At 37.1% G+C, this 13,256-nt stretch carries 13 protein-coding genes; 6 read left to right on the top strand and 7 right to left on the bottom strand.

Translation table 11 applies throughout. The annotated features are described in order from the left end of the window. Positions 1–266 precede the first annotated feature (266 nt). The 3 genes from EZ449_RS02710 (at position 267) to EZ449_RS02700 (ending at position 2,860) form a co-directional block, all read left to right on the top strand. A complete protein-coding gene (locus tag EZ449_RS02710; protein WP_131556408.1) occupies positions 267–1,463 on the top strand; it encodes a P-loop NTPase family protein in 1,197 nt (398 codons plus the stop codon). A gap of 231 nt (positions 1,464–1,694) precedes the next feature. After that, the gene (locus EZ449_RS02705) at positions 1,695–1,994 is read left to right on the top strand and encodes a hypothetical protein (RefSeq protein ID WP_131556407.1); all 300 of its coding nucleotides are present in this window, start codon (positions 1,695–1,697) and stop codon (positions 1,992–1,994) included. Between the two features lie 44 nt (positions 1,995–2,038). Beyond that, the gene (locus tag EZ449_RS02700) at positions 2,039–2,860 is read left to right on the top strand and encodes a GNAT family N-acetyltransferase (protein WP_131556406.1); all 822 of its coding nucleotides are present in this window, start codon (positions 2,039–2,041) and stop codon (positions 2,858–2,860) included. A 33-nt stretch (positions 2,861–2,893) separates the two neighbouring features. On the opposite strand, the gene EZ449_RS02695 is transcribed toward EZ449_RS02700, so the two are convergent. From EZ449_RS02695 to EZ449_RS02675, 5 genes are all read right to left on the bottom strand, one after another. Next, a complete protein-coding gene (locus EZ449_RS02695; protein ID WP_131556405.1) occupies positions 2,894–3,274 on the bottom strand; it encodes a hypothetical protein in 381 nt (126 codons plus the stop codon). A gap of 77 nt (positions 3,275–3,351) precedes the next feature. Continuing rightward, positions 3,352–3,573: a DUF2188 domain-containing protein gene (locus tag EZ449_RS02690; protein ID WP_131556404.1), complete on the bottom strand. Its 222-nt coding sequence runs from the start codon at positions 3,571–3,573 to the stop codon at positions 3,352–3,354. A 151-nt stretch (positions 3,574–3,724) separates the two neighbouring features. Next, a complete protein-coding gene (locus EZ449_RS02685) occupies positions 3,725–4,162 on the bottom strand; it encodes a DUF6527 family protein (protein WP_131556403.1) in 438 nt (145 codons plus the stop codon). After that, positions 4,143–5,324: a ThiF family adenylyltransferase gene (locus EZ449_RS02680; protein ID WP_131556402.1), complete on the bottom strand. Its 1,182-nt coding sequence runs from the start codon at positions 5,322–5,324 to the stop codon at positions 4,143–4,145. Before EZ449_RS02680 ends, EZ449_RS02685 begins: the two co-directional genes overlap by 20 nt. Further along, entirely contained in the window at positions 5,299–5,991 is a 693-nt protein-coding gene (locus tag EZ449_RS02675) for a multiubiquitin domain-containing protein (RefSeq protein ID WP_131556401.1), read from the bottom strand. Before EZ449_RS02675 ends, EZ449_RS02680 begins: the two co-directional genes overlap by 26 nt. A 185-nt stretch (positions 5,992–6,176) precedes the next feature. Between EZ449_RS02675 and EZ449_RS02670 the strand changes: the two genes are divergently transcribed. Then, a complete protein-coding gene (locus tag EZ449_RS02670; RefSeq protein ID WP_131556400.1) occupies positions 6,177–6,530 on the top strand; it encodes a helix-turn-helix domain-containing protein in 354 nt (117 codons plus the stop codon). Continuing rightward, positions 6,527–7,408: an ImmA/IrrE family metallo-endopeptidase gene (locus EZ449_RS02665; RefSeq protein ID WP_131556399.1), complete on the top strand. Its 882-nt coding sequence runs from the start codon at positions 6,527–6,529 to the stop codon at positions 7,406–7,408. Before EZ449_RS02670 ends, EZ449_RS02665 begins: the two co-directional genes overlap by 4 nt. Positions 7,409–7,413: 5 nt before the next feature. Here the strand turns inward: EZ449_RS02665 and EZ449_RS02660 are convergent, their stop codons facing one another. After that, entirely contained in the window at positions 7,414–9,618 is a 2,205-nt protein-coding gene (locus EZ449_RS02660) for a S8 family peptidase (protein ID WP_131556398.1), read from the bottom strand. A 935-nt stretch (positions 9,619–10,553) separates the two neighbouring features. Here EZ449_RS02660 and EZ449_RS02655 point away from each other — a divergent pair. Continuing rightward, on the top strand, positions 10,554–11,318 hold the full coding sequence (locus EZ449_RS02655) for a metallophosphoesterase (RefSeq protein WP_131556397.1): 765 nt from the start codon (positions 10,554–10,556) through the stop codon (positions 11,316–11,318). A gap of 192 nt (positions 11,319–11,510) precedes the next feature. Here EZ449_RS02655 and EZ449_RS02650 read toward each other — a convergent pair whose 3' ends face one another. Continuing rightward, positions 11,511–12,860 (bottom strand): ATP-binding protein, encoded by a 1,350-nt coding sequence (locus EZ449_RS02650; RefSeq protein ID WP_131556396.1) that lies wholly within the window; start codon positions 12,858–12,860, stop codon positions 11,511–11,513. Positions 12,861–13,256 lie beyond the last annotated feature (396 nt).

Genomic DNA, 13,256 nt, shown 5'->3' with positions numbered 1-13,256 from the left:
ATAAGTGATATTAGCTTTTTAGCTCCTCTAAATCGTTCAAAAAATCCTGCTGATCTTAATGGAAGAGATAATGCCAATTCTGTTATGTTTGGTGCAAAACGGAAGTGAGTGAGATGGCGCTTTGAAACGAAGATTTCCGAGAGATAAATTTTTCGACCTTCTTCTTTTTTTGAGGGCTGCGGAATTTATTTCCGGGCAAAATCACTTTAGCATATCGTTATAAATCTTACAGACGACTTCCATCTTTGGAAGACAAAAAGAAAAAAATGCCAAGAGACGAATTTTCAAACACAACTAAAATTGCCCTCGCTCAGCGGGCTGGCTACCAATGCTCGATTTGTGGGCTGATCACTGTCGGACCTTCCCGGGAGGGACTGCAAGCTGTCAACCTGATTGGTGTAGCCGCCCACATTACGGCTGCTTCCAAGGGAGGTCGTCGTTACGATGAATCGATGAGCCCTGCCCAACGTTCAGGTATTGAAAACGGGATATGGTTGTGCAATAACCACGCGGATTATATTGATGGCGACAAAGATACATTTTCAGTGGCTGAACTTCAGAGCTTGAAGCGGGACCATGAGGAAAAGGTGCGGCTTCAGCAATCGGGTATCCGAACAGCCAATGGGGCGATTACCAGGATCGAGGTCAACAACGTTGGCTGGATATTGAACTCTTTTGATCTGAATTTGGCGGAACGGAACGTTATCATCGGCGAAAATGGGGCCGGCAAAACGCTGATCTGTGAATTCATCGCTTCGTTATCCAACCGGAAATACCTCAAACGCTGGGCCAGAAAGAACAGGCAAGGCCTGAGCGCATTTTGCAACATTTGGTTCTTTAAAAACCAGGCTGAAAAGTTTTCGATCCGGATAGATCCAAAGGGCATAATATCTTATGCATTAAACGACTTTACCATTCCCGTATTATTTCCGGCGATAAATGTATTTTACATGGATACCTTTTTCTGGGACTTTGTGAACTCGATGAAAGAAGAAAAGCGCGAAAAGAGTTCCAATGTAGAATTACTGGCTGGCTATTTCCGACTGACCAGGCATGAATTTATTTCGATTGTATCGAGCATCAACACGGACAGAAAATTTTTTGTCAATGACCTATCCTTCAGCGCTGACCAGAAAGATCTTCTGACGAAAGTAAGTGATTCCCCAACTGTGCCCAAAAGAAGGTTTAATGCATTATCAGGTGGGGAGCAGGATCGCGTAATGGTCGAAATTATGCTGAAGATCGCCACTTATTACGCTAAATTCAATTTTACCATTCTACTTCTGGAATACCATACTTTCAAAAGCATGGATGTAGCGGGAGTAAACAGGTTACTGGAGGTCATCAAAGAAGAAAACTTTGGATTCCAGACTATTTTCACCTCTACCGAGAATCCAAATTTGATCATTGAAGGTTACAAAGTCCATCAGCTGGAACTGAGGACCGGAAAAGCAACACAATGAACAGATTCAATTACGGTCCCTATAAATATCGTTATATTACCACCATAAACGCACCTCACATGATCTATAAAATTTTTATTTCCAGTAGGAACAATGATACCCTGAAACTGGATAAATCCCCTAGTTCCACACTGACGCAGCTCAGGTTGTTTTTAAAAGCAGAGCTTGAAAAAGAGCAGTTTCGGGGAAAGGATTTCCTGGAAATTTCCATCAACGAGAAATTTGTGACCGATGGCAGCGAAGACAGTTATAACCATTGCCTCAAGGAGATCCAAGATTCAGATCACTCCATTGCCTTTGTTTGGAGGAAGTTCCGGTTGGGCACCCTATAACATCGGTATCTGCCATGCGGAAGTTGCCCACGCACTGGAAATCAGCCAGCGGCAGGTCACTATTGTGGACATCTTTGAATTTGTATTATATCCTAGCCCCGTGCCGCTGCAAGCGGCCAGGGATGTAAATTTCAACAGCTACCTGTTGGAGCAGAACCGTTTTAACCATCCTTTTAAGCTGTATGATGTATTTGAATAAATTTATATTAGGATGTGACGTTCAAATAAATTACACCACAAAAGATGATCAAAAAAAAATATTTTAGCACAAGTCAGGAGTTCCTCAATGTAAATGCAAAAATAATTGACAAGAACTACTTTGCTTTTTATAGTAGTCTTATGAACATGCTAGCATCAAAACAATTGTTTCAGCTATGGGACATATATGATCGTGGGCAAGAAACCGCTTACTGTATGTGGTTTGACGAGAACATTGTAGTACACTCTTTTGGCTGGACGGATGAGACTTTGGAAGCAATTGAGAGGGATCTTGATTTCCCTACCCTAACAGGATATACGCTTTCAGGACAGCGAATTGTAATCACAGATCTTTTGGAGTTTAATGATGTTCCTTACGAAGTGATTAAAGACCGCATCGTATATTCCATTGATAATGTAAGTCCACAAGAATTTCCTGATCAGCAAATACAAAAGGCTTTTGTAGAAGATAAGTTGGAAATAGCTGAAATGTCCCATCAATATTATATGGAAGAATATCAGGGTAAAGGCCCTAGAACAGCAGAATACTTCTATGATATTACTAAGTCAGGCATCGAAAATGGCAATATATATAAATTGACAATTGACGGAAATATTTGTAGCATTGCTCAAGTTATCAGTGAAGAGAAATTTTATCCTCTCATTGGGCAATTCTTCACTAAATCTAAACTTCGTGGTAAAGGATATGGCTATTCACTATTAACTCAGCTCAGTTCACTCCTATTATCTAAGGGACACCTTAAGGTCGGTCTCCTTGCTGACAGGGCAAATCCTAGGTCAATTAAAATATTTGAGAGAGTTGGATATCTTCCTGTCTACGATCACCTAGCAGTGCTAATTAAATAGTTACAACACTAACTTTCGGAATGTTCTACAACATCAATTTGCATTATCCACATAAAATGCGGGAGCAAATTTTAATATTTCATTTTCAACAAATGCTATTCCTTCTTCTGTTAGCTGGCCAACTTTTTCAAAAGGTCGCCACTCAAGGCTCTTAAAAAGTGGATTCCCTACAATAAGGCTTCTATCAAAGTAAACCTTATAGTTCTTTCCATTAGCATCACTTTTTTCAAAATGATTTTCCTCTAATTCAATATTATTAAACCCTTTGGCATGCGTTATCATTGCTCCTACAAAATAATGAGCATCGTGTGGCTTAATAAAAACCATATAATGAGCTCTTCTACCACTTTTGTTTAGGTTATTGTCGCTCCAAAGAATATTTCCCTTTTGCGCTTCTTTATTTGGGTCATTCATAACATTAAAGTTATCTATATAAAACTAAAAGCCATAACAAATTATTTCATCATGGCTTAAGTAATCAAAATCATAAACTAGCCCTTTGGTGGATAAAGATCGTTACCATATGAATTACGGTCTCTAATCTGTCCATTAGGTCTATGGATTATAACTTCAGACCTTTGATTAATCGCAATCCCTCTAGCTATTTCCTGTGCTTGAGATTGTGTTGCGGCTATTCTGGTGACTCTTTCGTTCCCTGCACCGCGCACTGCCCAACTCCCGTTGTGCGGCACTACATGTTGATTTTTACTCATTTTCTTTTCGATTTTTTAACTGTTTGAACGTATGTTGTTTTTGGACTGCGCTTAACTTGTGCATTTGACACAAATCTTCCTGTAATAGCACTCTTATTAACCCTTACTGTTATCTTGCTCATTTAAAATACCTCCTTTCATATTTTTAGTTCTACTTAAATCCGAGAAATGAAAAAAAAGATTTCAAACTCCATTTTTTTGTTTTTCTATTTAGTTTAGTTCCAGGTTTTTCAAATTTAGGCTCTTGTGACTTTTCATCGTAGAAGCTTTTCTTGTTCATTTTATCTGCATCTCTTCCTTGTTGAACCTCTCTATCGTTCCAACTTTCGGCATGTTCAATCCGATTTCTAGTAATCCAATAATGAGACCTACATTTAAAACTCCAGCTCCCTATTGATGGATATATAGAAACACTATCTCCATAGAATCTTAAATGCCAATCTGTAGGAGAGAATGGAGTAATTACTTCATTTCCACATCCACAAACACACATATGAACTGCGGTTCTATATTCCATTGTGATATACAAAATGCCTTCATCCAGTACTTCAGGAATAAATTCCACGAACCTATGCTGTAGTGTCTCCATTTAAAAGTTGTGCTACGTTAATTGAATAAGTGGTTTGATGTTCTTCTACAAGATCTTGATAAAATGCACTGAGTTTTTTCCATTTAATCACTGCCATGATTGCGTTAAGTGTATTTAGGTCAGCAATTTGTATGTTTGTACGATACTCATTCCCTTCAGTTTCTTCAATAGGAATTCTTTTGGTTAAATGATCATTTTTTAAATCCGTTCCCGTTGTAGTTCTTACGATACCTATTAATTGATCATCTACCAATGTAACGCCGAGCCCTACATCGATGAAAGAAACCTTTAACTTAAGTAGCTCATCGATGATGCATTTCCTCGCGGAGTTGTTATCTATGCAAATGAAAACATAAGATGCATCTTTTAATAGCTGAACATTTTCTACCGTAATATATTCAACATGAGGAATAACACCTTTATGCATCTTCGAGTATATATCCGCAAAATATTCCGCTTTGCTTTTTTTCAAGTCCAATTCCTCGATAGAAGGAGCACCAGGTGAACGAAATGCATTGTGCTGAGAGAAAACATCAGCATCATATAAATGTATCTCCGCTACTGGAGTTTTAGCAACTTGGTCAAGAATATAAGAACCTGTACCGCCCAGGCCGATAATCACTATTTTCTGCCCACTCAGTTTGGCATTCACCTGAACTATGTTCGCCCTACTTGCGTTGGTATCAAAGTAATTGAAAGAACTATCTTCTATATCATCCCTGAAAGGATTAAATGGAGTTTCAGTTGCAGTCCCATCAATTGATTTTGCTGGTGCAGATATTAGGCTTGCATACCTCGTCAATTTATCATAAAAGTCATCATAATAACCACATGCAGGCTTGCTAGATAAGTAGTGATTACCTATATAGCCATCAACTAAGGGAGTCACTTGGCTATTATTTACAATGGATGTGTATGGGACACCATCTTTATGGCACGGCATTTCCCCCATAAAATATGCCGTATGGTCAGCAGGCTTGGAAATCGAAGTAGGAGAAGTTATGCTAAGGGCGCATATAAGCTTACCATATTTCACTTGCATTTCTGCATTAACATAAGGGATGTGGTGGATACAGACGTATCCACCTTTCACCTCTAGATCGTAACCCTCATCCCTGAGGCGTTTCAGATCGGGACTATGATTTATCAGTTGGTGTTGCATTGAAGATCATTTTATCGGTTACAAAAACAATATCACCTTTAGCCATTTCTCCCTCAGGATTCTGTTTTGGGCCCTTAAGGTACGTAACGGTGTAGGCTTTCTGCTCGTTATTGGCATTACCTTCCGCAAGGGAGACAACTTCCTCAAAAGAGATTTTTCTCTTGTTCCAAGTTCTTGGTTTACCATTCACAATGATTACTACTTCCCGATCAACCTCCTTTGAAAAAAAATGCTCAATCCCTGGTCTGGCAAGATCAACACTCGTCTCGTTCTCCACCAGCTCATTTTCCCAGGGCTTTTTAATACTCAAATAAAGCGCATCTTCTATTGGTATCTGTGCCAGAACCTTTAACTGTTTACCAGTGATATACTGTTCATACCATTTGTACTTTTTGTCGTTGATGGTAAGTAGAAGTATATCCTTAAAGAAAAACTTCTCAATTCCTGGTCTAGCCAAGTCAACCTTATCCTCATCAAGGATTAACTCATCTTCCCACGGCTTTTTGATAGCTAAGAAAAGTTCAACTTCCTCGGAGGCATTCACAAGGTCTCTTACTTGCCTGCCCGTAATGTACTGTTTACCCCAGTCGAAACTTTTAGTCCCAATGATTAGCGGTAAGCTCTTAATGGCAGTTGTAAGGTCTGCCCCCTTTTCTGTATCTTTCATAACTATATGATTTAATGATACAAACATACACAATATTGCTTGCTTGAGCAAGCAATGCTTGATAATAATTAAATATATTTATCAAGTGCTTGATAATGTGCTTGATAATTTTTATCTTGCTATACATACGCTTACTGAAATTAGCATTTGCTAATTAGAATAAGTCTACTTAACTTTGTACTGCTATGGAAACTGTAAACAAATCACTAGGAAAAATCCTAAAAGATGCACGAGAGCTAAAACAAATCTCATTAAGAGAGCTCGAAATTCAGTCAGGCATATCTAATGCCTATTTAAGTCAGTTAGAAAACGATAAGATAAAGAAGCCTTCTGCAAATACCTTATATAGATTATCAGAGCTGTTCAACATGAATTTTGATGATTTAATGGTTACTGCCGGAATAGTAGAAAAGAAAAAAGATTCAACTGTACAAACAGGAAGTTTTGCATTTTCTTCGGCAATGGGAGATTTGACAGATGAAGAAAGGGACAAAATTATTGAATACCTAAAATTTTTACGACATCAAACTAAAAAATGATAAGTGACAAGAAGAAATCGGACATTGAGAACATCGCGTTAGATGCTTTGTACAAAAGTAATTCACTGGGTGTTTTTCCCACGCCCGTGGATAAAATTCTTAAATATGCAGAATTGCGAGTTGATTCTTCTGTAGATTTAAGTAAAGCTCCGTCAAATTTCTTTTTGAAAAAAGGCCTAGCCCTAAAAAGTGGTTGGGCAAAGATAAGAGGGGTATTAGATCGCACTGAAAAGGTGATTTACCTAGATTTAAACCAACACGCTTCAAAGCAAAAATTTGTAAAATTGCATGAAGTTGGACATGAGCTTTGCGGATGGCAAAGCAATATGTTGAAATATTTGGATGATGATGAAACCTTAGATCCTGATATCAACGATATGTTTGAATCCGAGGCAAACTATTTTGCTTCTTCTGCATTATTTCAAGTGCAAATCTTCAATGAAAAAGTCGGCGAATATCCCCTTGAACTAGCAACTTGCCTTCAATTACAGAAATTATTCGGTGGTTCATTTCATGCTACAATAAGGAGATATGTTGAGCATTCAAAGAAAAGATGCGCTCTTCTAGTACTGAATAAGGAATCTAAATCACCATTTTCAACCGTAAATCTTTCACTGAGAAATTATTTTCAATCACCTTCTTTTACTAAGGAATTGGGACAAATTGAATGGGAAACAACCTTTGATTACGATGTGCCATTCGTACAAAACTACCTATCAAATAGGAGAATGATGAAAAGTGAACTTGTAATTGAATCGGGGGGAGGAGAAATTCCCTGCGATTATCATTACTTTGATAATAGCTATAATATATTTGTCTTCATGTTTCCAAAAGGTGAGCTCATAAAATCACGCACAAGCTTTGTGCTAACAAACTGAAACGGCTAAGCTGCCTTACCCTTACTTCTCACGATTTCGTATTTATTACCAAATTCCTTAAGGGTTTCTTTATATACATCTACTATATTATTTGAGTCTATGACTTCAATTATTACGGCGAAATCCTGCAAATACTTATTAGTTAAAATACCTCTGGTAAACAACCTTAATCTAAGTTCCCAATATCCACATGAAAACCCCCTGGTGAATTCTTTCTCGAATTGAAGAATTGGATTCCAAGGTAAATTATACTTTTGATCAGCATCCACGCTTATTTCCTTGAACTCTGTTCCCTGAGCTTTAAATAGGCTGGCACTTATCCTTGCCATACTATACTCTAGGTCGTTTACTGGATTTACAGATGGGTCAAAAACAACTGTTACCTTAACCTTTAGCTTAGTTGATGGGTTAGTCTTAAAAATACTCGGAATATGAAATCCGACATATTGATATTTTGTTTGATCAACCGAACCTTCAAAAAAGTAGCTAAATGCGTTTGGAGCGGAAGAAAGTGATTGTTCAATATCTGGTTCGCCGAAGCCCGTGTAGAAATTATGTGGGTTAATAATAGTGCTAGGTATCGAGCGTTTCTGAGCAAAATGATATAGTAATGCCTTTATGAGATTCATAGTTACTTCGGGAAATGCATCTATTAGGCGAATAACATATTGTGAAACAAGAGGTGCAGAAAAGCTGGTTCCAACATCTATTGCAAGTTCATTTCCAGTATTGTTAATTCCGTAACTCGAAGTACGAGCAGTTGCTTTGTATTTCTTATCTAAATTGCCACCATGCGTTACAATTTCAGGCTTCAAACCACCATCGGCACCTGGACCAATTCTAGAAAACGGCGAAATTTCATTTTTGATAGCTAAACAGTTCAAATTATCATATTTTGCAATGGATCCTACAGTAATTGCCAGTAAAGATTCAGCGGGCGAACCCAGCCTTGACCCATTATTCCCAAAATGATCATGTGGATAGACTCCTAATGGCACATCGATGTTGCCTGAGGCTATAATAAAAATTACGCCGTATGTTTTTGACAAGTAGTCAATTTGCTTAGCAACTTCTGAATAGTCAAAATCTTTTATAGGTTCAGGCTTACCCAAGGACAGATTATAAACTTTGATTTCTTTGTGATGTTTTTTGACAACTTCTCCGATTATATTCATAAGTGAAAAATCATCTGGACCTACGCTTTTCCCCAGTTTATCTTTGCCAAATACAGTTACATCCATAACTTTGCAATATGGTGTAAGAATATTGGAACTTAAACAACTATCAATTTCATCACCATACAGACATCGACTTGCCACGAAAGTCCCATGATCTTGATCAACATCAACTGCGGATTTTGGAAGATATCTTAAATTGGTGGTTACTAAGCTTCGAAAAGGAACAGAAGAAGATTCAATCCCCGAATCAATAATTGCTACAATGGAATTAGAAATAGGTGGATTTACTATCAGCATCGCTGGTAATTTGGAGGCTGGCAACGATCTTTTGATGTAAAATGAAGAGTTTAATTCGACCTTGTTAACAGTTGAATAAGATTTTATAACATGCTCGAGGACAGCATAGTCTGCTTTGCAAGATATGGCAGTAGTACCATTCGCAAAAACTTGGCTTTCGGTATCTATTGATAGTTTTTGAAATTCGGATTCTAGGTGATTTAATATAACAAATCTTTCTTTTTGGCTAAGTGAGTTATAAAGGTATATGATTACCGTCAAATCGTTTTGTAATTTCGCTAGACCAGAAAGCTTTTCCTCTGCCCCAACCTCCTCGATATCATCTAAAATTGCCAGATTGCTCTTCCCAGGATTGCCAATCTCGTTCGCATATCGTTGGATTTTATTTTCTAGTGCGTCAAAATTATCTTTTGAGATTTTCGCAAGACATACATTTTTATGAAATCTGTTTAAGCTTATTATCTCAAACCCCAACGCTTTTAACTTTGTCTTTTCACTTTTAATTACTGTAGACTGAGGGGATTTAATATTGAGATATAAGTGTTTACTCCAATTATAATCATCTTTTTGAGTAAGAGATGTTCTAACAAGCGAACTTCTCTCCAACAAATAATTTGCATGATCGGCATAGTCATTTCTTTTAAAAGACCGCCCTCCCTTAGGAGGCACAACTGCTTCAAAACGGACATTTTCATCCGGAATTCTATAGTGTTTTTTGGGAGTTTCGAGATCCAAGCGTAATTTGGTTTAAACGAATATAATTGTTTTTCCGAAGAATCTCATTATTAGTAATAATATAAAATAACTTATGCTTCCGCCACTACTTCACCTATGTACATTTTCGCAAAAGTTAATGCCCGCAAGGGCCTCCCGATATTTCTGTAATATCAGGCAACCCCTGCCAATGTTAAAATAATCGCTTAATTTAGCCCATTTACAACAATCCTCGCAAAATCACAGCACAAATCAATATAGCTTGTGCCTTTCCCGACATAATTGATATGAATTCTGTTCTTGTGGTCTGCGATATACAAAGCTCGAACCAGAAATAAGGCTATAAAATTCTCAATAACAGCAAGTTGGGTGTAATTTTCAGATTTGATTTTTCTTTGCACCGTCAGGGTACGCATACAGGGCTCGAAACCAAAATCCGTCCTTATCTATGTTATTCAACGATTTGAAAATAAGCTAAATTAAAAAAGCCCTCTAAGATATCTTAAAGGGCTAACGGGTCGCTGATGGGGCTCGACCCTTTCAGTGATCGTTCGCGCTTTTCCTTTTTTGGAGACTAGTTTTTCAACTATAACTTACTTAAATGTATAAATTAACAATGAATTTCTTTTGTATTATTAACCTGATTTCTTAAATTTGAGAGCTTACATTTGAGCTGTAAAAGGGTCATTTTGACAGTTAGTGAGTCGAAATTGTGTTTTTCAAGTATTTGATAGTCAGAAAGTTATTTAAATAAAACTTGTTCTGGTTTCGTCGGATTTTTCCATAAATTATTGATTTTCAGTTAATTGATGTCTTTATCTAAACAAAAAGATGATGTCATTTGTTTTGGTATAATGGCAAACTCTCCAATTGCTACATTTAGCTATAAATTATTTCTATAGTTATTAGTAAGATTATAGATGGCCTATTTTCAATTGTTAAAACATTTAATAAACATGACCTTTCAATACGCATCTGATTTACATTTAGAATTCCCTGAAAATTATGATTATCTGAATAAATTCCCAATTCAACCTAAGGCTGATGTATTGATTTTGGCTGGCGATATTGTAACTTTTAGCCAGCTTGAAAAACGCATGGATTTCTTCAATTATGTTTCAGATAATTTTGAGCAGGTATATTGGATCCCAGGTAATCATGAATACTATTACGGTGATATCGCCAGATGTACTGGCCCCCATCAAGAGCAGATCAAAAATAATGTTGAATTGGTCAACAACATTACGATCAAGGCTACAGATTACGATTTAATCTTTTCAACAATGTGGTCTCGCATTAGTCCTCCAAATGAGAGACAGATATTTGATGGGATGTCTGATTTTTACGTGATCCGGAATAACGGGCAAGTTTTCAGGCCAACTGATTACAATAGACTACATCAGGAAAGTTTAGACTTTATTCAGAGAGAAATATCAAATGAAAATGGACAGCAAAAGATTGTAGTTACTCATCATGTACCAACTTTAATGAACTATCCTTCCAGGTTTTTGGGAAGTATACTGAATGAAGCATTTGCTGTAGAATTAACTGAGATGATAGAAAAATATAATCCTCTTTATTGGATATATGGTCACCATCACCAAAACACCTCACCTTTTAAAATCGGTGAAACAATAATGCTTACCAACCAGCTTGGTTACGTAAGATCAGGAGAGCATACAAAGTTTGATTCAGCTAAATTACTCGATATTCTAGACTAGATTTTAAAGATCTGCTTGATTATGGGGCAGGAAATACTTGTATTTAGTGTATGAACTATTGTCCCGAGATAATCAGATAATTGTTCTTCAAGATTGTCTTTCCTGATTACAAGCCTTTCCAAATGTTTTAGAGATTAAGCCTAAAATTTAGTCAATTTTAAATCTTTGAAAAATTCGTGTAAACTTGCTAATCTAGATTTGTGTTTTGAACCAGGTTAGGTAATTCTCGATTTGAGATACCAGATAATAAGGGAGATTCAATAGTTTGTATTTCTTGCCACCGGGGGTAACGGCATCAGTAATGTGCAGCGAGCCTGCATAAAATCGGATGGCCATATTATGTGGGGACAGATCCATAAACATATGCAGAGATTTTAATTTACCTTCAGCTCCTGATTTCACTTCTACCGGAATTAGTTGCCCTTCAAAAGGTACAACGTAGTCCACCTCCGCACTTGAAGTAGTCTTCTCCCGTACCCAAAAATGGAGTGCACTTAAAGATTTAAACTGTGTGGCTAATAACTCTTGACCAACCAAGTGCTCAATTAAGGTCCCTTGATAGACTTTATTTAAATCATCGGTTCCTAAAATCTCGGTCTGTATACCAGCAAAATAATTAAGCATTCCAGTATCCAGCACCTGAAGCCTTGGAGATTTCCGATAGTCTGGCAGCAAAGGCAGTTTTACATCACTTGACGGGTAAATGAGCTCAATTAACAGGGCCTTTTCCAGCGTTCTTAATGCTTCTCCCATATCCCTGGACCGGTAGGGCGAATTTCCGAAACCTTCAAATTTAATACGCTGACCGGCCTGTCCAAATGATGCCCTTATTGCATGACCTATATGTAATGCCTGTGCATTTGTGCCAGCATATTTCTCAACATCGTCCATATATGCCGTAATCAACGAATCGAAGATTGCTGACAACTCCAGTAGATCTTTATTTTTACTATACTCTTTAATAACTTCTGGCATTCCCCCTATAAGTGCATAGGTATGAAATAGCTGCATGAGTTTATCATGTGTAAAGGTTGGTGCGGGTACCTGTTGTAAATAATTTATCGCTTCCCGCTCATCCATAGCACTCAAAAACTCGGGAAAAGAAACAGGTCTTAAAACCATATATTCCACTCTACCAACCGGAAAGCTAATGTTTTTATCAAATAAAGTTTCGAGCATACTGCCCGCGGCTATTACTGCAATCCCTGGTTGGTCTTCATAAAAATAACGTAGAATGTTTAAAGCCTCAGGCACTTCCTGTATTTCATCAATAAACAAAAGCGTATCGTTTCTTTGGGTAAGTGACTGATTTTTAATAAAAAACAAAGACTGCACGAGTAGTTCGATCGTTGTGAACTCTTCAAAAGGCTTTCTGTCAACAGCAAGCTCGAGATTGAGATAGATGTACTGCTTAAATTTTTTTGAAAATTGCCCAACAACGGTCGTCTTACCCACCTGTCTAGCGCCTCTTATCACTAATGGCTTACGATTTGATTTGGTAAGCCATTTTTCTAACTCTGTAAATATTATCCTATCGAACATTTAACAAACTTTAATTCCTAAACTACTTGTTGTTACAAAATTAGGGTTAATTAATTACTTTTCTGTCACAGAATTAGGGTGAATTTTATCAGTAATTGTAATAGAATTAGGGTAAATGCATGTGTTGTTGTTACTGAATGTTCGCGAAAATCATTTATTAATTTTCTTAATATTTTGTAGCTGGTTGTATTTAGATGATTTTTCTTGTGTTAAACGAATTCATTTCGTAAATTTGAGTGATAACATTTGAGCCCAATAACAGTCATTTTGGATCGTTAGTGAGTCGTAATCGTGTTTTGCAAGTAATTGTTAGTCAGTAGGTTGTTTAAATAAAGCTTGTTCTGGCTTCGTCGGGACCACAAAAATGACTTTCCAAATGTTAATTATGGGATAGAA

The organism is Pedobacter frigidisoli (genome assembly GCF_004331675.1).
GTDB classification, from domain to species: Bacteria; Bacteroidota; Bacteroidia; order Sphingobacteriales; family Sphingobacteriaceae; genus Pedobacter; species Pedobacter frigidisoli.
This window is presented reverse-complemented; position numbering and strand designations above follow the sequence as displayed.

Excerpts from the sequence above, each read along its gene's own strand:
- EZ449_RS02710 (WP_131556408.1), top strand. The coding sequence starts at position 267 with ATGCCAAGAGACGAATTTTCAAACACAACTAAAATTGCCCTCGCTCAG.
- EZ449_RS02705 (WP_131556407.1), top strand. The coding sequence starts at position 1,695 with ATGGCAGCGAAGACAGTTATAACCATTGCCTCAAGGAGATCCAAGATT.
- EZ449_RS02700 (WP_131556406.1), top strand. The coding sequence starts at position 2,039 with ATGATCAAAAAAAAATATTTTAGCACAAGTCAGGAGTTCCTCAATGTA.
- EZ449_RS02695 (WP_131556405.1), bottom strand. The coding sequence starts at position 3,274 with ATGAATGACCCAAATAAAGAAGCGCAAAAGGGAAATATTCTTTGGAGC.
- EZ449_RS02690 (WP_131556404.1), bottom strand. The coding sequence starts at position 3,573 with ATGAGTAAAAATCAACATGTAGTGCCGCACAACGGGAGTTGGGCAGTG.
- EZ449_RS02685 (WP_131556403.1), bottom strand. The coding sequence starts at position 4,162 with ATGGAGACACTACAGCATAGGTTCGTGGAATTTATTCCTGAAGTACTG.
- EZ449_RS02680 (WP_131556402.1), bottom strand. The coding sequence starts at position 5,324 with ATGCAACACCAACTGATAAATCATAGTCCCGATCTGAAACGCCTCAGG.
- EZ449_RS02675 (WP_131556401.1), bottom strand. The coding sequence starts at position 5,991 with ATGAAAGATACAGAAAAGGGGGCAGACCTTACAACTGCCATTAAGAGC.
- EZ449_RS02670 (WP_131556400.1), top strand. The coding sequence starts at position 6,177 with ATGGAAACTGTAAACAAATCACTAGGAAAAATCCTAAAAGATGCACGA.
- EZ449_RS02665 (WP_131556399.1), top strand. The coding sequence starts at position 6,527 with ATGATAAGTGACAAGAAGAAATCGGACATTGAGAACATCGCGTTAGAT.
- EZ449_RS02655 (WP_131556397.1), top strand. The coding sequence starts at position 10,554 with ATGACCTTTCAATACGCATCTGATTTACATTTAGAATTCCCTGAAAAT.
- EZ449_RS02650 (WP_131556396.1), bottom strand. The coding sequence starts at position 12,860 with ATGTTCGATAGGATAATATTTACAGAGTTAGAAAAATGGCTTACCAAA.